Consider the following 19,105-nt stretch of genomic DNA (forward strand, 5'->3'; position numbering starts at 1 on the left):
CAGCCGTTTTTTATTGTTTCATCAGATAGGGAAGGTGGATTTATTTGCATTTTCCGCTAGGCAACAGGTATATTGTTGATAAGACATCTCACAATAAAGATATCGCCCACTTTACGAAGGAAAAGGAGGAGTTTGATTGGTCGATGAAAAAATAACAACGGTTGGGCCGGTTCGTGTCCATATGATTTCGACTAATAAGTATAAAACGAATACACTTGTTTGGAAAATGAAAGCGCCGCTTGCCAAAGAAACGGTAACGCTGCGTGCGCTGCTTCCGTACGTTTTGCAAAGCGGCACGGCCGATTATCCGAGCGTCAAGGCGTTGCGCACCTACCTAGATGAGCTGTACGGAGCGACGTTGAACGTCGATTTAACAAAAAAAGGCGAAGACCATATCATGACGATCCGCATTGATGTTGCGAATGAACGGTTTTTGCCAGAGCAAACGCCGCTCCTGGAGAAAGCGCTTCAATTGCTCGCCGATCTCTTGTTCCGCCCAGCGCTTGAAGGCGGCCGGTTTGTTGAGGATATCGTCGCTCGGGAAAAACAGGCGCTAAGCCAGCGTATTCAAGCGGTATATGATGATAAAATGCGCTATGCAAACATGCGCCTCGTGCAAGAAATGTGCAAAGGTGAGCCGTACGCCCTCTCACCAAACGGCGAGCTCGAGGACATTGACGCCATCACAGCGGAACGGCTGTATCGCTATTACGAGCAGTCGTTGGCTGAAGATGAGCTTGATTTGTATGTCATCGGCGACGTCGACGAAGAAGCAGTGCTCGCTGCTGTCAAGCGTCGCTTCTCTTTGCCGGACCGTCCGCAGCCGTCGCGTGCGCCGCTCGCTTCGGCAAAAGCGCGAGGAGAAATAAATGAAGTCATCGAGCGGCAAGACGTGAAGCAAGGAAAATTAAACATCGGCTACCGGACGAATGTGACGTACGAAGATGATGATTATTACGCCTTGCAGCTGTTTAACGGCATTTTCGGCGGCTTTTCTCATTCAAAGCTGTTTATCAACGTTCGCGAGAAGGCGAGCCTCGCCTACTATGCTGCATCCCGGCTTGAAAGCCATAAGGGGCTTTTGCTGGTCATGTCCGGTATTGAGCCGGCCAATTATGAAAAGGCGCGCCGCATTATTGATGAACAAATGCAGGCGATGAAAAACGGCGATTTTACGGATGAAGAAATGGAACAAACGAAAGCGGTCATCCGCAATCAGCTGCTTGAGACGCTTGATACGCCGCGCGGGCTTGTCGAGGTGCTGTACCATAACGTCGTCTCAACGCGGAAACGCCCGTTAAACGAATGGCTTGCCGGCACGGATGGTGTGACGCGCGAGGATGTCGTGCGCGTCGCCGAAAAGGTGGCGCTCGATACGGTGTACTTTTTGACCGGAATGGAGGGGGCGACGGAAAATGGAAAAGCGGGTGTATGAAACGCTGCAAGAAACGTTGTTTTATGAAAAAATGGACAACGGTCTTGATGTCTACATTTTACCGAAAAAAGGGTTTCACAAAACGTATGCGACGTTTACGACGAACTACGGTTCTGTCGACAACCAGTTCGTCCCGCTCGGAAAAACGGAAATGAAACGCGTCCCGGACGGCATCGCTCATTTTTTGGAGCATAAGCTGTTTGAAAAAGAGGACGGCGACGTGTTTCAGCAGTTTAGCAAACAAGGCGCTTCGGCGAACGCTTTTACGACGTTCACCCGTACTGCCTACTTGTTCTCAAGCACCGACAACGTGGAGAAAAACTTGGAGACGTTAATGGATTTTGTACAAACGCCGTATTTTTCCGACAAGACCGTCGAAAAAGAAAAAGGCATCATCGGCCAGGAAATCCGCATGTACGATGACAACCCGGACTGGCGCGTTTACTTCGGTGCCATCGAAAGCATGTACCATCACCATCCGGTCAAAATCGACATCGCCGGCACAATCGAATCGATTGCTGAGATTACAAAAGAGTTGCTGTATGAATGTTACGAAATATTTTATCACCCGAGCAACATGCTGTTGTTTGTTGTCGGTCCGGTCGATGAGCAACAAATTATGCAGCAAATCCGAGACAATCAGGCGAAAAAGTCATTCCCGCAAGCGCCTGAGGTGAAACGGTTCACGTACGAAGAGCCAAGCGGTGTGGCGGAAAAGAAAAAAGTCATTCCGATGCATGTGCAGACGAATAAATGTTTTGTCGGTATTAAAGCGCCGTCCGTGCCGAATATCGGCGAACAGAAACTCCGCCATGAGCTCGCGTTTCACGTGCTGCTTGACTACTTGTTCGGCAAAAGCTCGCCGCATTACGAACGGTTGTATCGCGAAGGATTGATTGACGATACGTTTATGTACGACTATACGGAAGAGCGCGAATTTGGCTTTGCCCTTGTCGGCGGCGACACGAGAGATGCGGAGCGGCTGGCGGCAGAGGTGCAGAAGGTGCTGCAGTCGTTTTCAGCTGACGCGGTACAAAAAGACGAGATCGAACGAGTGAAAAAGAAAAAAATGGGTGCCTTTTTGCGCGCGCTCAACTCGCCGGAATACATCGCCAACCAGTTTACACGCTATGCTTTTTATGGCGCTAGCTTGTTTGATATTTTGCCGGCGCTCTCGTCGCTTACGCTTGATGATATTGCCGCTGTCGCCGACTCGTGTTTCCGCGACTCGCAAATCGCTGTTTGTGAAGTTGTGCCAAAAGGGCAATGATGGCATCCTTCATGAGAAGGATGCTTTTTTACGGCAAAAGGAAGGGGAGAATGTTTGATGAACTACGCGTTAATCACCGGCGCTTCAGGCGGCATCGGGCAAAGCATTGCCCGCGAGCTTGCTAAAGCCGGCTACGGGCTGCTGCTTCATTACTATCGGCGGCGGGCACCGGTCGAAGCGTTACAAGAAGAGCTTCCTGATACACACATCGTCCCGCTCGAAGCCGACTTGTCCGCGCCCGGTGGAGTCGAGGCGCTCCTTTCGCAAATCGACCGCCCGGTCGACGCCATCATTTATAACAGCGGGGCGAGCTATTACGGATTGTTGACCGATATGAACGATGAATTGATCGAGCGGATGGTGCGCCTTCATGTGACAAGTCCGGCGCAGCTCGTGAAAAAACTGCTTCCACCGATGATTTCGAAAAAACGTGGCCATATTGTGTTGATTTCATCGATTTGGGGGCTTTGCGGCGCATCGTGTGAAGTGGTTTATTCGATGGTAAAAGGCGGGCAAAATGCATTTGCCAAAGCGCTCGCCAAAGAGCTCGCCCCGAGCGGCATCCGCGTCAACGCTGTCGCGCCTGGAGCGATTGCTACCGATATGTTGCGAGCATTCAGCGCCGAGGAGCTCGAAGCGCTGGCTGACGAAATCCCAGTCGGCCGGCTCGGCACTCCTGAAGAAGTAGCAAAAACAGTGGCGTTTCTTTTATCGGACGCCGCTTCGTACATTACTGGCCAAGTCATTTCTGTCAACGGCGGTTGGCATTGCTAAACGTATATTTTCTGCGCGGGCAGGCAAACTATCCTTGAAACGTTCATCAAGGAGGGAATGCACATGTCGGTATTGGATAACTTTGAACAATGGAAACACTTTTTGGCTGATCGGCTCGAACAAGCGCAACAACAAGGATTGAGCGAGCAAGTGATCTCGGACGTCGCCTATCAAATCGGGGACTATTTAGCGAAAAACGTCGATCCGAAAAACCCGGAAGAGCGGGTGCTGTCCGATCTTTGGAAAGTGGCTGATGAAAAAGAACAGCACGTCCTTGCCAACATGATGGTAAAGCTTGTCCAACAAAAATAACAATCGATAGAGAGGGGAATCCCTCTCTTTTTTCTTCTCCCCTTTTCGGTTGCTTTTCCGCTCATGATTATAGTAGTATGAATTTAGCATAAGGCGTTCGTGCGGACAACGATAAGGGAGGAGACGGGATGGGCAAGCAGGAATGGTATTTGGAGTATGAAATTCATGTCAACCGCCCAGGGTTGTTAGGCGACGTCGCATCGCTGCTTGGGATGTTGTCAATCAATATCGTGACAATCAACGGCGTTCGGGATTCGCGCCGCGGCATGCTGCTTCTTTGCGACAACAATGAGCAAATTGAGCGGCTGGCGACGATTTTGCGGACGATGGACAACATTACGGTAACGAAGTTGCGCCAGCCGAAGCTGCTTGACCGTCTAGCCGTCCGCCATGGCCGCTACATCCGGCGCGATGCCGACGATAAAAAAACGTTTCGTTTTGTCCGCGACGAACTCGGGCTGCTTGTCGATTTTATGGCAGAAATTTTTAAAGAAAAAGGGCACAAGCTTGTCGGCATTCGTGGAATGCCGCGCGTCGGTAAGACGGAGTCGATCGTTGCTGCCAGCGTTTGCGCCAATAAGCGGTGGCTGTTTGTATCATCGACATTGATTAAGCAGACCATCCGCACCCAGTTGATGGAAGACGAATATAGCGAAGATAACATTTTTATCATTGATGGGATCGTCTCGACACGCCGAGCAAATGAGCAGCACTGGCAACTCATTCGTGAACTGATGCGCCTTGAGTCGACGAAAGTCGTGGAACATCCGGATATTTTTGTTCGCCATACGGAATATACGCTCGATGATTTTGATTATATTATCGAGTTGCGCCATGAGCCGGGCGAAGATATTTCCTACGAAGCGATCGAGCGCCCGTCCTTGTTGGGCGGTGACGGTTTTTCTGAATTTGGTTTTTAATAAAAAAATGGAAGGTGTTGGGTGTTGACGGAATTGGGAAAACGTCTGCGGGAAGCGCGAGAGGAAAAACAAATTAGCTTGGACGAGCTGCAAGAGATGACGAAAATCCAGAAGCGGTATTTGATCGGCATTGAGGAAGGAAATTATGCGATTATGCCGGGTAACTTTTACGTACGTGCCTTCATCAGGCAATACGCTGAGGCGGTCGGTCTTGACCCGGACGAGCTGTTTGAACAATATAAACAAGATATTCCGCAGTCTTATCAAGAGGATATTCCGCAGCCACTGTCGCGTGTGAAAACGCGCCAGCAGCTTTCCGCCGAAGGGACGAAATGGCTCGACTGGTTGCCGAAGCTGATTGCTGCGGCATTTGTCATCGGGGTGGCTGTTCTCGTTTGGGTGTTGCTCCAACACAACACGGCGGGCGAGCCGTCGACACGGACAAGCCCGGAGACGGCGGAAGTCGAAAGCTCGAAAAACTCGCCGCTTGAGCAGGCGAAAGAAAAGCAGTCAGCAAAGGAATCGGATGAGAAGGCAAAGGATGAAAACGCAAAGGGTGAAAACGAACAATCGGTTACCGATGATGAGAAGCCGACTACCCCAACCGCTGCGTTGAACGTGACGACAAAGCAAGGCAATACGGCGACCATTGAGGTGGAAAATGCTAGTTCTTTTACTGTTGAATTGTCGTCTAAAGGGGCGTCATGGGTCGAAGTGTACAACACGAAAGGCCATTCATTTTACCGTGGCAACTTAACGAAAGGGCAAACGAAAACGTTTGACTTGTCAGCGGAAAGCGAAGTGTGGGTGAAAATCGGGCGCACGCTCGATGTCGATGTGAAAGTAAATGGCCAGCCGTTTGCCTATCCGTTTGCCCCGCAAGACGAAGTGTACCAAAAGCTGCGTTTCATCTTGAAAAAATAATGGTAAAAAGCGGCTTTTTTTTCAGAAAGGAAGCCGCTTCTTTGTCCGGATAGATGTTGAATTAGCGGAGGTAATTTGTTGTGAACTTGCCGAATAAAATTACGGTAGCGCGCATTATGCTCATCCCATTTTTCTTGATCGTAATGCTTGTTCCGTTTGGATGGGGGAGCGTCCAAATCGGTAGGACGGAGCTCCCGATCGCTCATCTTGTCGGCGCGCTCATTTTCATCATCGCTTCAACGACAGACTGGATTGACGGCTATTACGCCCGTAAATACGGATTGGTGACAAATTTAGGGAAGTTTTTAGATCCGCTCGCCGATAAACTGCTTGTATCGGCAGCACTTATCGTGCTCGTCGAGCTTGGTTTGGCTCCGGCTTGGATGGTGATCGTCATCATCAGTCGTGAGTTTGCCGTTACCGGGCTGCGGTTGGTGCTCGCTGGCGAAGGGGAAGTTGTCGCGGCCAATATGCTAGGAAAAATTAAGACGTGGACACAAATTGTGGCGATTGCTGCCTTGTTGCTACATAATTTTCCGTTTTCGCTCATCCCGTTCCCGTTCGCCGATTTGGCGCTTTGGGTGGCAGTGGTGTTCACCATTTGGTCTGGCTGGGACTACTTTGCGAAAAATAAACATGCTTTTGCCCATTCGAAATAGCCGGCGGGAAAGGGGGAACGTCCGTTGAATGCGGAAATCATTGCTGTTGGCTCCGAGCTGTTGCTCGGACAAATTGCCAATACGAACGCCCAGTTTTTGTCGCAGCAGCTCGCTGAACTTGGGATTAACGTTTATTTCCATACAGTCGTCGGCGACAATGCAGCCCGTCTCGAACAAGCCGTCAATGTTGCCCAGACGAGGGCTGACTTGATCATTTTTACAGGTGGACTTGGACCGACAAAGGACGATTTGACGAAAGAGACGATCGCCCGTCTGCTCGGCCGCCGGCTTGTCACTGATGAGGAAGCACTACGGGCGATTGAAGCATATTTTGTCCGCACGAACCGGCCAATGACAGAAAACAACAAAAAGCAGGCGCTCATCTTGGAAGGATCGACAGTGCTGAAAAACGAGCACGGCATGGCGCCAGGGATGGCGCTTTCGGTCAATGGCATTACATATATGCTGCTGCCTGGGCCGCCGAAAGAAATGCGTCCGATGTTTACAAAATACGGAACCGCCTTTTTGCGTGGGGCGTTTTCGCTTGCGGAGCGCATCGAATCGCGCGTGCTTCGTTTTTTTGGCATCGGCGAATCGGCGCTTGAGACAGCGGTTGCTGATTTGATTGACGCCCAGTCCAATCCGACGATCGCCCCGCTGGCTGGCGACGGCGAAGTGACGCTTCGTCTGACGGCAAAACATCGGGATCAGGCGGAGGCGAAGCGGCTGCTTGATGAAACGGAAGCGGCCATTTTGGCGCGCGTCGGCCGCTATTGTTACGGATATAACAACGAAACGCTGTTTACGAAAACGATCGAACGGTTAAAAGAAAGAGGGTGGACGATCGCTGCGGCTGAGAGCCTGACCGGCGGGCTGTTTCTCGAACAGCTGACAGCCATCCCGGGCGCATCGGCAGTGGTGCAAGGCGGCGTCGTCTGCTACACAAACGACGTGAAAGAAAGGATGCTTGGCGTGCCGCGGGCGCTGTTAGAGACGGACGGGGCGGTCAGCGAATCGTGCGCTCGCTTGCTTGCCGAAAACGTCCGGACGATGTGCAGCGCTGATGTTGGCATCAGCTTTACCGGCGTTGCTGGTCCTGATCCGCTTGAAGACCATCCACCCGGCACCGTTTATGTTGGCGTCGCTGTCCGCGGGCGCGACACAACTGTCCACCGCCTCACTTTATCCGGCACGCGCGATAACATTCGTGTCCGCACCGCCAAATACGGTTGTTTCTTTTTGCTCCAGATGCTTGCGGCCAGCGATTGACCGGCCGCTTCCTTCCTTAAACATATTCCACCGCACATTGCTCTCTTCCACTGCATCAGTATGGTGATTGTTGCTAGTTTCCCCATTGAAAAAACGAATAAATGTTCGACTTTTTGCTTGGCAATGGTCGCAAAACGCGGTATAGTATAAGTAGCTCGAGAATTAAGGAGGAGTAGGTTAGTGAACCAAGATCGTCAAGCTGCATTAGAGCAGGCGTTAAAACAAATTGAACGACAGTTTGGCAAAGGGGCCATTATGAAGCTCGGCGAACAGGCAGAGCGGCAAATCTCGACCGTTCCGAGCGGTTCGCTGGCGCTCGACATCGCATTAGGTGTCGGTGGTTATCCGCGCGGGAGAATCATCGAAATTTATGGTCCGGAATCATCCGGGAAGACAACTGTTGCCCTTCACGCGATCGCTGAAGTGCAAAAACAAGGAGGACAAGCAGCTTTCATCGATGCCGAGCATGCGCTTGATCCGATTTATGCACAAAAATTAGGGGTCAACATCGATGAATTGTTGCTTTCCCAACCCGATACGGGCGAGCAGGCGCTCGAAATTGCCGAAGCGCTCGTACGAAGCGGTGCGGTCGATATTATTGTCATCGACTCAGTGGCGGCGCTCGTACCGAAAGCGGAAATTGAAGGGGAGATGGGTGACGCCCACGTCGGCTTGCAAGCCCGCCTCATGTCGCAGGCGCTCCGTAAGCTGTCTGGCGCCATTAACAAATCGAAAACGATCGCCATCTTCATCAACCAGATCCGTGAAAAAGTCGGAGTCATGTTCGGCAATCCAGAAACGACGCCGGGTGGACGGGCTCTTAAGTTTTACGCTTCCGTCCGTTTAGAGGTGCGCCGCGCTGAACAAATTAAACAAGGCAATGACATGGTTGGCAACAAAACGAAAATCAAAGTCGTCAAAAACAAAGTTGCTCCGCCATTTAAAACGGCCGACGTCGACATTATGTACGGCGAAGGCATTTCCCGCGAAGGGGAAATCATCGATATGGCGGCCGAGCTTGACATTGTGCAAAAAAGCGGTTCATGGTATTCCTACAAAGATGAACGGCTCGGTCAAGGGCGTGAGAATGCGAAGCAGTTTCTGAAAGAAAACCCGCATATTGCTGAAGAGATCGCCCGCGCTATCCGCAAACATTACGGCATCGATGCCGGCGAGGCGGGCGAACCGCTGCAAGACGAGTTCGGGCTGCTTGAGGAGTAATGGCACGAAGGCGTCCTAGCTACTGCTAGGGCGCCTTTTTCCTAGGAGACAGGTAATGTCATAACAAGCGTGGCCAAGAAGACCATTTCTTAAGTTGAGAAACCTATGAATCTTGCCCTTCGTTGCCATCGAGAACAGTTGAGTGAACGGAACCAGCTGTTGTTCACCGGCCGTCTATCCGTTCGCCCGACGGAACCGTCAACGTGCCTTTTTCACTGAGGACAGGGTGCACCGTAGCGGCTGGAGCAGTGGCTGAGACACACTTGTGTAATATCTTGACAATTCATGTTGCCACCTTTACAATGAACATGTATATTTGTCCAAATATATAGCAGGGCTAGCCTGCTTGAAAAGGCGAACCGCCTTCGTGCGGTGAAAGCCGCACGGGAAACGCCAAACAAAACGACCGAGCTAACGTTTTGAAAACGGGAATGTCCACTTGCGCCGGACGATTGGGGGCAACAGTGGCGCGAAGAAAGAGCGAAAGTAAATTGAACAGCAAGAGGAGGTGAAACGATGGGTTCGATCATCATCTCCGCTTTGCTTGCCTTAGTCATTGGTGCCGTTGTTGGCTTTTTTGTTCGCAAATCGATTGCCGAAGCAAAAATCGGTGGGGCGAAAGCAGCTGCCGAGCAGCTGATTGAAGAGGCGAAACGCGCGGCGGACGCCTTGAAAAAAGAGGCGCTTCTCGAAGCGAAAGACGAGATTCATAAATTGCGTACGGAAGCGGAACACGATATCCGCGACCGGAGAAGCGAACTCCAAAAACAAGAAAACCGCTTGATGCAAAAGGAGGAAAACCTCGACCGCAAAGATGAGGCGCTCAATAAACGCGAGGCGCTGCTCGAAGCGAAAGAAGAAGCGTTAAATGAAAGACAACAGCATATTGAACAAATGGAAAGCAAAGTGGAAACGCTCATCAAACAGCAACAAACCGAACTCGAACGCATTTCCGGATTAACGCGCGACGATGCGCGCCATCTCATTTTAGAGCGCGTCGAAAAGGAACTGTCGCATGAGATTGCGATGATGGTCAAAGAAGCGGAAACGCGGGCGAAAGAGGAGGCAGACAAGCGAGCAAAGGCGATTTTGTCACTCGCCATCCAGCGCTGCGCCGCCGATCATGTCGCCGAAACGACTGTCTCTGTCGTGAACTTGCCAAACGATGAAATGAAAGGGCGGATCATCGGACGCGAAGGGCGGAACATCCGTACGCTCGAGACGCTCACCGGCATTGATTTAATTATTGACGATACACCGGAGGCGGTCATTTTATCCGGATTTGACCCGATTCGTCGCGAAACAGCGCGCATTGCGCTAGATAAGCTCGTGCAGGACGGCCGAATCCATCCAGCGCGCATTGAAGAAATGGTCGAAAAGGCGCGCCGCGAAGTGGATGAACACATCCGCGAAGTCGGTGAACAGACGACGTTTGAAGTCGGCGTCCACGGCTTGCATCCGGATTTGATTAAAATTTTAGGGCGGCTTAAGTTCCGGACGAGCTACGGGCAAAACGTCCTAAAACATTCGGTGGAAGTGGCGTTTTTAGCCGGGCTGATGGCGGCCGAGCTCGGGGAAGACGAAATGTTGGCGCGTCGGGCCGGCTTGCTTCATGACATCGGCAAGGCGATCGACCATGAAGTGGAAGGAAGCCATGTGGAAATCGGCGTTGAGTTGGCGACGAAGTATAAAGAACATCCCGTTGTCATCAACAGCATCGCCTCCCACCATGGCGATACCGAGCCGACATCAGTCATCGCCGTGCTCGTTGCGGCAGCGGACGCCCTGTCGGCGGCACGGCCGGGGGCGCGCAGCGAAACGCTGGAAAACTATATCCGCCGCTTAGAGAAGCTCGAAGAAATTGCGGAATCGTACGAAGGGGTGGAAAAATCGTACGCCATCCAAGCTGGCCGCGAAGTGCGCATCATGGTCAAACCAGATATGATCGACGATTTGGAAGCGCATCGGTTGGCGCGCGATATCCGCAAGCGAATCGAAGAAGAGCTCGATTATCCGGGTCATATTAAAGTGACAGTCATCCGCGAAACGCGGGCGGTCGAATATGCGAAATAAAGTGGCAGCCTATTGCCACTTTATTTTTTTGTCCGTAAAATAAGAGAGTATACCGATCGCCTGATGATCTTTACAGTGGCGATACTTTTGATTTAGAAAGGGATTGATGATGAGAATTTTATTTATCGGCGATGTCGTCGGTTCGCCGGGGCAAAAAATGGTCGAGCACTATTTGCCAAAATTAAAGGAGAAGCACCGGCCGGATATCGTCATCATTAACGGGGAGAACGCCGCCAGAGGGAAAGGAATCACTGAGGAGATTTATCGTTCATTGCTTGCGCAAGGGGTCCACGCCGTTACCCTCGGCAATCATGCTTGGGATAAGCGGGATATTTTTGAATTTATCGATCAGGCGAAAGCATTGATCCGCCCGGCGAACTATCCGCCCGGCACACCGGGAAAAGGCATCGTCTACGTGCCGACCGAGCATGGCGAGGTAGCGGTGATCAACTTGCAAGGGCGAGCGTTTTTGCCAGCGATTGACTGCCCGTTCCAAAAGGCAGATGAATTGATTGCCGCTGCTTCCGAGCGAACGTCGGTCATCATTGTCGATTTTCATGCTGAGGCGACGAGCGAAAAACAGGCGATGGGCTGGTATTTGGACGGCCGTGTATCTGCGGTCATTGGCACGCATACGCACGTCCAGACGGCTGATAACCGGATTTTGCCGAAAGGAACGGCGTATATTACCGATGTCGGTATGACAGGTCCGTATGACGGCATTTTAGGGGTCGACCGAGAGGCGGTATTGCGTAAGTTTTTAACCGGCCTGCCGGTTCGTTTCGACATCAAGGAAGGAAGAAGCCAGTTAAACGCTGTGCTTGTCGATGTTGATGCCAAAAGTGGGCGGGCGCTTCGCATTGAGCGCTTAATCATTAACGATGACCACCCTTATTTTGAATAGTTTATTTTTTTATAAATTTTTAAAAACATACTCCTCCCGTGCAGGAATAGTTGTCAAAGCAGTGAATATAGTTACAGTGAAGACTTTTTATCGAAATCCATTTTCCAAGGAAACGAGGGAGGAGCTAGAGATGGAGATATTAAAAGTTTCAGCAAAATCGAATCCGAACTCTGTAGCTGGTGCACTTGCCGGGGTGTTGCGCGAGCGCGGCGCAGCGGAAATTCAGGCGATCGGCGCAGGTGCATTGAACCAAGCCGTTAAGGCAGTAGCGATCGCACGAGGGTTTGTGGCACCAAGCGGTATGGACTTAATTTGTATTCCGGCATTTACGGATATTATGATTGATGGAGAAGAACGGACAGCTATTAAATTAATCGTCGAGCCTCGTTAACTGGATGACTGGTAAATGGTAAAATATAACCTGTTGGCGCCTTCAGCTTCGAAGGCAGGCAGGTTATTTTTGCTTTTTTAAGGGGGAAAATGAATGATTTTTGATGCCCATTGTGACGCGCTGATGAAACTATGGCAAGACCGTTCATTATCGTTTCAGGACGAGCCATCGCTTCATGTCACGCTTTCGGGAATGGCAGAAGCCGGGGTGAAAGTGCAATGTTTTGCCATCTACGTACCAGAAATAGTGCCGGAAGAAGCTCGGTTCACGGTGGCGCTCGAGATGGTGGATATGTTTTTCACCCGCATTGTGGATCTGTTTCCGTCTGTGAAGGTTGTGCGGACGAAACAAGACATCGCCACCCTCAAAGAAGGGGAGATCGGAGCGATGTTGACGCTCGAAGGATGCGATGCGATTGGCGCCAACCTTGTCAAGTTGAAGACGCTCCTTCGCCTCGGTGTTGCTTCCGTTGGTTTGACATGGAATTTTCCAAACGCTGTCGCTGACGGGGCGTGGGAGAAGCGCGGGGCCGGGTTGACTGCGTTCGGCCGACAAGTTGTCGAGCTGCTCAATGAAACGAAACGGTGGGTCGATGTATCCCATTTATCGGAAAAAGCGTTTTGGGATGTGATGGAGACGGCCTGTTTTCCGATCGCTTCCCATTCCAACGTCTATCGCCTCTGTCGGCACCCACGCAACTTGACAGACGAGCAAATCAAGGCGCTGATCGAAAAAGATGGGATGATCGGCATTAATTTTGTACCGGATTTTTTGACAAACGACAAACGGAGAGCGACGGTCGCTGATGTTCTCCGTCACCTTGATTACGTATGCGCGCTTGGGGGAGCAAACAACGTCGGGTTTGGCTCCGATTTTGACGGCATTGAGGAGACGGTGTCCGGCCTTGAAGCGGTGAAGGAATACCCTCGACTTGTCAATGAGTTGTACAAGCATTACTCCGCTGAGCAAGTGGAGCGTTTTTTGTTTCGTAATTTTTACGAGCATTTGCCCGAGTGATAAATATCATTGAATATATACCTCTATTAAGCTTAAAATAAAAGGCGGAATGTCGACTATGTTGACAAAATACAATTGTCGCGTGGAAGGCGCCCAAAAGTGTAGTCGCTTTGTCAGAAAAATGATACAATAATAGCGAGAGGCTGTAGTGAACATAAAGGGGTGTAAAACATGATCGAACAGCTGTCATGGAAAGTAGGCGGCCAGCAAGGGGAAGGGATTGAAAGTACAGGGGAAATTTTCTCCGCGGCGCTGAACCGCCTCGGGTACTATTTATATGGGTACCGCCATTTTTCTTCCCGCATTAAGGGGGGGCATACGAACAATAAAATCCGCGTCAGCACGAAACCGGTGCGGGCGGTCGCAGATGATTTAGACATTTTGGTGGCATTCGACCAAGAGACGATCGATTTCAACTTTCACGAGCTGCACCGCGGCGGCATCGTCATTGCAGACGCCAAATTCAATCCAGTAATTCCCGAACAAGAAGGGGTGTCGCTTTACGTCGTTCCGTTCACTGAGATTGCGACGGAACTTGGCAACTCGCTGATGAAAAACATGGTTGCCATCGGCGCGACGAGTGCGGTGCTCGGCTTAGATGCCAGCGTTTTCGAAAGCGTTGTCGCGGACACGTTCGCCCGCAAAGGGACGCAAGTCGTTGAGAAAAACATGGAGGCCATCCGTGCTGGGGCGCAGTATATGAAAAAGCAGCTTGACGGTCGCGCCGAGCCTATGAAGCTCGCAAAAGCCGATGGCAAACAGCGGATGTTTATGATCGGCAACGATGCCATCGCCTTGGGAGCTCTTGCTGGTGGGGCGCGCTTTATGGCCGCGTATCCGATTACTCCGGCTTCCGAGATCATGGAATATTTAATTAAGAAACTGCCTGAGTTCGGGGGAGCAGTCATTCAAACGGAAGACGAAATCGCTGCTTGCACGATGGCGATTGGCGCCAACTATGCCGGTGCACGGGCGTTTACAGCCTCTGCCGGGCCGGGGCTATCGCTCATGGCTGAAGCGATCGGCTTAGCTGGAATGACGGAAACACCGCTCGTTGTCGTCGATACGCAGCGGGGCGGTCCGAGTACCGGCTTGCCGACGAAGCAAGAACAATCAGACTTGCTTGCCATGATTTACGGTACGCACGGGGAAATTCCAAAAATCGTTATGGCACCGAGCACAGTTGAGGAAGCGTTTTACGACATGGCGGAGGCGTTAAACTTAGCCGAGGAATATCAATGTCCGGTCATTTTCTTGTCGGATTTGCAGCTGTCGCTCGGCAAACAGACGGTCGAACCGCTTGACTATGATCGGATCGACATTCGCCGCGGCAAGCTCGTGACCGGGGAGTTACCGCCGCTTGCCGGCAAGGAAAACTTTAAACGGTATGAGCTGACACCAGATGGCATTTCGCCGCGGGTGCTTCCGGGGACGAAACACGGCATCCATCACGTCACTGGGGTTGAGCATGCAGAAACCGGCCGCCCGTCCGAAACAGCGGCAAACCGCCAGGCGCAAATGGAGAAGCGGATGCGCAAACTCGAGCACGTCCATTTCCCGACGCCGGTGCATAAGTACATCCGTCACGAAGAGCCAGATTTGCTTCTCGTCGGCTTTTTATCAACACGTGGAGCGATTGAGGAAGCGATTGAGCGCCTCGAGCAAGACGGTGTCAAAGTTAACCACGCGCACATCCGTCTGTTGCACCCGTTCCCGGTTGACGAGATGCGGCCGCTTGTCGAAAAAGCGAAACGGGTTGTTGTTATCGAGCAAAATGCGACCGGGCAATTGGCGAGCCTGTTGAAAATGAACGTCGGTCATGCCGATAAAATGGCAAGCGTCTTGAAATTTGACGGCAATCCATTCTTACCAGGCGATGTTTACAACAAATGTAAGGAGTTGTTAGCACAATGGCCACCTTTAAAGATTTCCGCAATGATGTGAAGCCAAACTGGTGTCCGGGCTGCGGCGATTTTTCTGTTCAAGCCGCCATCCAGCGCGCAGCAGCCAACCTTGGGTTGGAGCCGCACCAGCTGGCTGTCATTTCCGGAATCGGCTGCTCAGGTCGGATTTCCGGCTATATTCATGCCTACGGGTTTCACGGCACGCACGGCCGCGCTTTGCCGCTTGCCCAGGGAGTGAAAATGGCGAATCGTGACTTGACGGTTATTGCCGCCGGTGGTGACGGTGACGGATTTGCAATCGGCATGGGGCACACGGTTCACGCCATTCGCCGCAACATTGACATTACGTACATCGTCATGGACAACCAAATTTACGGGCTGACGAAAGGGCAAACATCGCCGCGCAGCGCCGCCGGATTTAAAACAAAAAGCACGCCGCAAGGATCGATTGAACCGGCGCTGTCGCCGCTTGAAATTGCCTTGAGCGCGGGGGCGACGTTTGTCGCACAAAGCTTCTCGAGCGACTTAAAAGAGCTAACCAGCTTGATTGAAGAAGGAGTCAAACATAAAGGCTTTTCGCTCATCAACGTCTTTAGCCCGTGCGTCACATACAATAAAGTGAACACGTACGAATGGTTTAAAGAGCATTTAGTGAAAGTGAGCGACATCGAAGGGTACGATCCGTCTAATCGGGAGATGGCGATGCAAACGGTGATGAAATATAACGGTCTTGTTACCGGGCTCATCTATCAAAATAAAGAACAAAAGTCGTACCAAGAGCTTGTTCCGGGCTATAGCGCAACGCCGCTTTCGGAAGCTGATTTGAAACTAAGCAAAGAAAAATTCGCCGAGTTAGTAGCGGAGTTTATGTAAAAATGGAAATGATTCACACCCGATGTGGACTTGCCTCATCGGGTGTTTTTTTGCTATCATAACATGTTCCGGACATCCGGAACAAAAACCATTGTGTTTCATTGTCACCCGCGATATACTATGATAGTGTGTGTGATGGAAGAATTTTGCCGGAAAAAGGTTGACGGCAACGAAAACAACAGCTACCTAACTGGATGTAATCGAAAGTTGGACCAAGAAAGAAAGGAGATTGTTATGAACGAAAAGCAACGTTTAGAACAAACAGGTCAAATTCAAACAGCTAGCCATCCAGCGGACAGAAAATCCGACTTGGAGCGGCTCAAAGCAAAAACGACGAAAGACTATGAGAAGTATTTCACGAGCGTCTTTCTTCCGCCGAACTTAAAAGAGGCGAAAAAACGTGGCAAGGAAGAAGTACAATATGTGAAAGACTTTACGATTCCGGATGAATTCCGCGGCATGGGGCGTGGGCGGAAGTTTTACATCCGCACGTACGGCTGTCAAATGAACGAGCATGATACGGAAGTGATGGCCGGCATTTTCATGGCGCTCGGTTATGAACCGACCGACCGTCCGGAAGATGCAAATGTCATTTTGCTTAACACGTGTGCGATCCGCGAAAACGCGGAAAACAAAGTGTTTGGCGAACTCGGCTACTTAAAGCCGTTGAAAACGACGAACCCTGATTTACTACTTGGCGTGTGCGGCTGTATGTCGCAAGAAGAAGCGGTTGTCAATAAAATTTTAAAACAATACCAGTATGTTGACTTGATTTTCGGCACGCACAACATCCATCGCCTCCCGTACATTTTGCATGAGGCGTACATGTCGAAAGAGATGGTTGTCGAAGTATGGTCGAAAGAGGGCGATGTCGTCGAAAACTTGCCGAAAGTGCGCAAAGGCAACATTAAAGCATGGGTCAACATTATGTATGGCTGCGATAAGTTTTGTACGTACTGCATCGTTCCGTACACGCGCGGCAAAGAGCGGAGCCGTCGTCCGGAAGACATCATTCAAGAAGTGCGCCAGCTCGCCGCCCAAGGCTATAAGGAAATTACGCTTCTTGGGCAAAACGTCAACGCCTACGGGAAAGATTTCAACGATATTCAATACGGTCTTGGCGATTTGATGGATGAGCTGCGCAAAATTGATATCGCGCGCATCCGCTTTACGACAAGCCATCCGCGTGACTTTGACGACCGACTCATCGAAGTGCTTGCCAAACGAGGCAATTTAGTCGAACATATTCATTTGCCGGTGCAATCGGGCAGCACGGAAATTTTGAAAATGATGGGTCGGAAATATACACGTGAAGAGTATTTGGAACTCGTCCGCAAAATTAAAGCGGCCATTCCGGATGTCGCTTTGACGACCGACATTATCGTCGGCTTCCCGAACGAAACGGATGAGCAGTTTGAAGAAACGTTGTCGCTTTACCGTGAAGTCGAGTTTGATTCGGCGTATACGTTCATTTACTCGCCACGTGAAGGCACCCCAGCGGCGAAAATGAATGATAACGTGCCGATGGAAGTGAAAAAAGAACGGCTTCAGCGCTTGAACGCCCTCGTTCAAGAGATTGCAGCGAAGAAAATGAAACAATACGAGGGCCAAGTCGTCGAGGTGCTCGTTGAAGGCGAAAGCAAAACGAACCCGGATGTGTTAGCAGGGTATACGCGTAAAAACAAGCTTGTCCATTTCGTCGGCCCGAAATCGCTCATTGGTCAATTGGTCAATGTGCGCATTACGCAGGCGAAAACGTGGACATTGACAGGCGAGTTAGCGAATGAAGCGATCGAGGTGAACTAAGATGGCAAAATATACGCGGGATGAGATTTTGACGCAGGCAAAGCAGTTGGCGAAAATGATCGCCGAAACAGAGGAAGTTGACTTTTTCAAGCGAGCCGAAGAAAAAATCCATCAAAACGAAAAAGTACGCACGTTAATTAATGAGTTAAAATCGCTGCAAAAACAAGCAGTCAACTTCCAACATTACGGCAAACATGAAGCGCTAAAGCGGGTCGAGGAGAAAATTGACGCCATTTACGAGCAGTTGGAGCAAATTCCGATCGTCAGTGAATTCCAGCAGTCGCAGGCCGATGTGAACGATTTGCTTCAGCTTGTCGCTTCGACGATTTCCAATACAGTGACCGATGAAATTCTTGCGTCGACTGGCGGCGATGTGCTGCGCGGAGAAACGGGTGCGGCGCTTCGCTACGGCAAGCAGGGTGGTTGCCATTAACGCGTTTATGGCGTCTGTTTGTCATGAACGAACAAAAAAGCGTCCTTTCGGGCGCTTTTTTCATTTGTCATAAGCAACGGGGCTGCATTGAGAGGAGGAGCGGAGCTTTTTTAAGAAAGCGCCGTACAGCGGCGCACTAGACGACGGGCTCTTTTTCTTTTTTGATTGGCAGGTGGTCTGAACCTCGTCCGATCAGTGCGAATGTTTGGCGGTGAAAAAGCAGGAACATTGAACGGAACGCGTGCATACAATGAACTATACGGAATAATGATTCATTTGTTGTGCACATTAGCGGAGATCACGCATAGGATGAAATGAAGATTCATTTGAGGAGGGTTCCGTTCGATGTCTGAATACAGAGAAATTATTACGAAAGCCGTTGTCGGTAAAGGCCGCAAATTTACGCAATCGACCCACACGGTGACGGCGCCGAACCGCCCGTCAAGCATTCTTGGCTGCTGGATCATCAACCACCGCTATGAAGCGAAAAAATGCGATAAAACGGTCGAAATTCACGGCCACTACGACATTAACGTGTGGTATTCATACCACAATAATACAAAAACAGAAGTTGTCACTGAAACCGTCTCATACACTGATGTTGTCAAGTTAAAATATCGGGATAAAGACAATTTAATTAGCGATGATACCGATATTATCGTTCGCGTCATTCAGCAGCCGAACTGCCTAGAATGCACTATCTCGCCGAACGGCAACAAAATCGTCGTCGATGTCGAGCGGGAGTTTATCGCCGAAGTGATCGGTGAAACAAAAGTGTGTGTCGCCATCAATCCGGAAGGGTGCGGCAACAAAGACGATGATTTTTATGACGACGACGATCTTGACGAAGAATTAGAAGATTTAAGCCCGGATTTGTTGCTCGGCGAAGAAGAGTAAAACTAGGAAATTTCTTTCCTAGT

The 19,105-nt window shown here is 50.7% G+C and carries 18 protein-coding genes; all 18 read left to right on the forward strand.

The window, feature by feature from the left end; all coding sequences use genetic code 11:
* The first annotated feature begins 136 nt into the window (after window positions 1-136).
* The 18 genes from NSQ22_RS06710 to NSQ22_RS06795 all read left to right on the forward strand — a co-directional run bounded on the left by NSQ22_RS06710 (window position 137) and on the right by NSQ22_RS06795 (window position 19,082).
* The gene (locus NSQ22_RS06710) at window positions 137-1,435 is read left to right on the forward strand and encodes a pitrilysin family protein (protein WP_011887165.1); all 1,299 of its coding nucleotides are present in this window, start codon (window positions 137-139) and stop codon (window positions 1,433-1,435) included.
* Window positions 1,416-2,705, forward strand: coding sequence for a pitrilysin family protein (locus NSQ22_RS06715; protein WP_339264375.1), 1,290 nt, complete (start codon window positions 1,416-1,418; stop codon window positions 2,703-2,705). Before NSQ22_RS06710 ends, NSQ22_RS06715 begins: the two co-directional genes overlap by 20 nt.
* 57 nt (window positions 2,706-2,762) lie before the next feature.
* Window positions 2,763-3,479 carry an SDR family oxidoreductase gene (locus NSQ22_RS06720; RefSeq protein WP_029760492.1) on the forward strand — a complete coding sequence of 239 codons (717 nt, stop codon included), beginning with the start codon at window positions 2,763-2,765 and terminating at the stop codon, window positions 3,477-3,479.
* A 63-nt stretch (window positions 3,480-3,542) separates the two neighbouring features.
* Entirely contained in the window at window positions 3,543-3,791 is a 249-nt protein-coding gene (locus tag NSQ22_RS06725; RefSeq protein WP_008878514.1) for a DUF3243 domain-containing protein, read from the forward strand.
* A 128-nt stretch (window positions 3,792-3,919) separates the two neighbouring features.
* Window positions 3,920-4,711, forward strand: coding sequence for a DUF3388 domain-containing protein (locus tag NSQ22_RS06730; RefSeq protein WP_008878513.1), 792 nt, complete (start codon window positions 3,920-3,922; stop codon window positions 4,709-4,711).
* Window positions 4,712-4,735: 24 nt separating this feature from the next.
* Entirely contained in the window at window positions 4,736-5,635 is a 900-nt protein-coding gene (locus NSQ22_RS06735; protein ID WP_029760493.1) for a RodZ family helix-turn-helix domain-containing protein, read from the forward strand.
* 80 nt (window positions 5,636-5,715) lie between these two features.
* Complete coding sequence (pgsA, locus tag NSQ22_RS06740) at window positions 5,716-6,294, forward strand: CDP-diacylglycerol--glycerol-3-phosphate 3-phosphatidyltransferase (RefSeq protein WP_008878511.1); 579 nt, start codon at window positions 5,716-5,718, stop codon at window positions 6,292-6,294.
* Window positions 6,295-6,318: 24 nt separating this feature from the next.
* Entirely contained in the window at window positions 6,319-7,563 is a 1,245-nt protein-coding gene (locus NSQ22_RS06745; protein ID WP_029760494.1) for a competence/damage-inducible protein A, read from the forward strand.
* A gap of 180 nt (window positions 7,564-7,743) precedes the next feature.
* Entirely contained in the window at window positions 7,744-8,784 is a 1,041-nt protein-coding gene (gene recA / locus NSQ22_RS06750; RefSeq protein WP_008878509.1) for a recombinase RecA, read from the forward strand.
* Between the two features lie 516 nt (window positions 8,785-9,300).
* Window positions 9,301-10,857, forward strand: a complete 1,557-nt coding sequence (gene rny, locus NSQ22_RS06755) for a ribonuclease Y (protein ID WP_008878508.1) — start codon at window positions 9,301-9,303, stop codon at window positions 10,855-10,857.
* Window positions 10,858-10,966: 109 nt separating this feature from the next.
* Window positions 10,967-11,761 (forward strand): TIGR00282 family metallophosphoesterase, encoded by a 795-nt coding sequence (locus NSQ22_RS06760; protein ID WP_029760496.1) that lies wholly within the window; start codon window positions 10,967-10,969, stop codon window positions 11,759-11,761.
* 130 nt (window positions 11,762-11,891) lie between these two features.
* A complete protein-coding gene (spoVS, locus tag NSQ22_RS06765) occupies window positions 11,892-12,152 on the forward strand; it encodes a stage V sporulation protein SpoVS (protein WP_008878506.1) in 261 nt (86 codons plus the stop codon).
* A 93-nt stretch (window positions 12,153-12,245) separates the two neighbouring features.
* Complete coding sequence (locus NSQ22_RS06770; protein WP_339264380.1) at window positions 12,246-13,169, forward strand: dipeptidase; 924 nt, start codon at window positions 12,246-12,248, stop codon at window positions 13,167-13,169.
* Between the two features lie 171 nt (window positions 13,170-13,340).
* On the forward strand, window positions 13,341-15,113 hold the full coding sequence (locus tag NSQ22_RS06775) for a 2-oxoacid:acceptor oxidoreductase subunit alpha (protein WP_008878504.1): 1,773 nt from the start codon (window positions 13,341-13,343) through the stop codon (window positions 15,111-15,113).
* The gene (locus NSQ22_RS06780; RefSeq protein ID WP_008878503.1) at window positions 15,080-15,946 is read left to right on the forward strand and encodes a 2-oxoacid:ferredoxin oxidoreductase subunit beta; all 867 of its coding nucleotides are present in this window, start codon (window positions 15,080-15,082) and stop codon (window positions 15,944-15,946) included. The genes NSQ22_RS06775 and NSQ22_RS06780 overlap by 34 nt, the downstream gene beginning before the upstream one ends.
* A 234-nt stretch (window positions 15,947-16,180) precedes the next feature.
* Entirely contained in the window at window positions 16,181-17,752 is a 1,572-nt protein-coding gene (gene miaB / locus NSQ22_RS06785) for a tRNA (N6-isopentenyl adenosine(37)-C2)-methylthiotransferase MiaB (protein ID WP_008878502.1), read from the forward strand.
* Window position 17,753: 1 nt separating this feature from the next.
* Window positions 17,754-18,185, forward strand: coding sequence for a RicAFT regulatory complex protein RicA family protein (locus NSQ22_RS06790; RefSeq protein WP_008878501.1), 432 nt, complete (start codon window positions 17,754-17,756; stop codon window positions 18,183-18,185).
* A gap of 345 nt (window positions 18,186-18,530) precedes the next feature.
* Window positions 18,531-19,082 carry an outer spore coat protein CotE gene (locus NSQ22_RS06795; protein WP_008878500.1) on the forward strand — a complete coding sequence of 184 codons (552 nt, stop codon included), beginning with the start codon at window positions 18,531-18,533 and terminating at the stop codon, window positions 19,080-19,082.
* Window positions 19,083-19,105 lie beyond the last annotated feature (23 nt).

It is taken from the genome of Geobacillus sp. FSL K6-3411, from assembly GCF_037965715.1.
Taxonomy (GTDB): domain Bacteria; phylum Bacillota; class Bacilli; order Bacillales; family Anoxybacillaceae; genus Geobacillus; species Geobacillus thermodenitrificans.

Coding starts and splice junctions, on each gene's coding strand:
- NSQ22_RS06715 (WP_339264375.1), top strand. CDS start 1,416: ATGGAAAAGCGGGTGTATGAAACGCTGCAAGAAACGTTGTTTTATGAA.
- NSQ22_RS06720 (WP_029760492.1), top strand. CDS start 2,763: ATGAACTACGCGTTAATCACCGGCGCTTCAGGCGGCATCGGGCAAAGC.
- NSQ22_RS06725 (WP_008878514.1), top strand. CDS start 3,543: ATGTCGGTATTGGATAACTTTGAACAATGGAAACACTTTTTGGCTGAT.
- NSQ22_RS06730 (WP_008878513.1), top strand. CDS start 3,920: ATGGGCAAGCAGGAATGGTATTTGGAGTATGAAATTCATGTCAACCGC.
- rny (WP_008878508.1), top strand. CDS start 9,301: ATGGGTTCGATCATCATCTCCGCTTTGCTTGCCTTAGTCATTGGTGCC.
- NSQ22_RS06760 (WP_029760496.1), top strand. CDS start 10,967: ATGAGAATTTTATTTATCGGCGATGTCGTCGGTTCGCCGGGGCAAAAA.
- spoVS (WP_008878506.1), top strand. CDS start 11,892: ATGGAGATATTAAAAGTTTCAGCAAAATCGAATCCGAACTCTGTAGCT.
- NSQ22_RS06770 (WP_339264380.1), top strand. CDS start 12,246: ATGATTTTTGATGCCCATTGTGACGCGCTGATGAAACTATGGCAAGAC.
- NSQ22_RS06775 (WP_008878504.1), top strand. CDS start 13,341: ATGATCGAACAGCTGTCATGGAAAGTAGGCGGCCAGCAAGGGGAAGGG.
- NSQ22_RS06780 (WP_008878503.1), top strand. CDS start 15,080: ATGGCCACCTTTAAAGATTTCCGCAATGATGTGAAGCCAAACTGGTGT.
- miaB (WP_008878502.1), top strand. CDS start 16,181: ATGAACGAAAAGCAACGTTTAGAACAAACAGGTCAAATTCAAACAGCT.
- NSQ22_RS06790 (WP_008878501.1), top strand. CDS start 17,754: ATGGCAAAATATACGCGGGATGAGATTTTGACGCAGGCAAAGCAGTTG.
- NSQ22_RS06795 (WP_008878500.1), top strand. CDS start 18,531: ATGTCTGAATACAGAGAAATTATTACGAAAGCCGTTGTCGGTAAAGGC.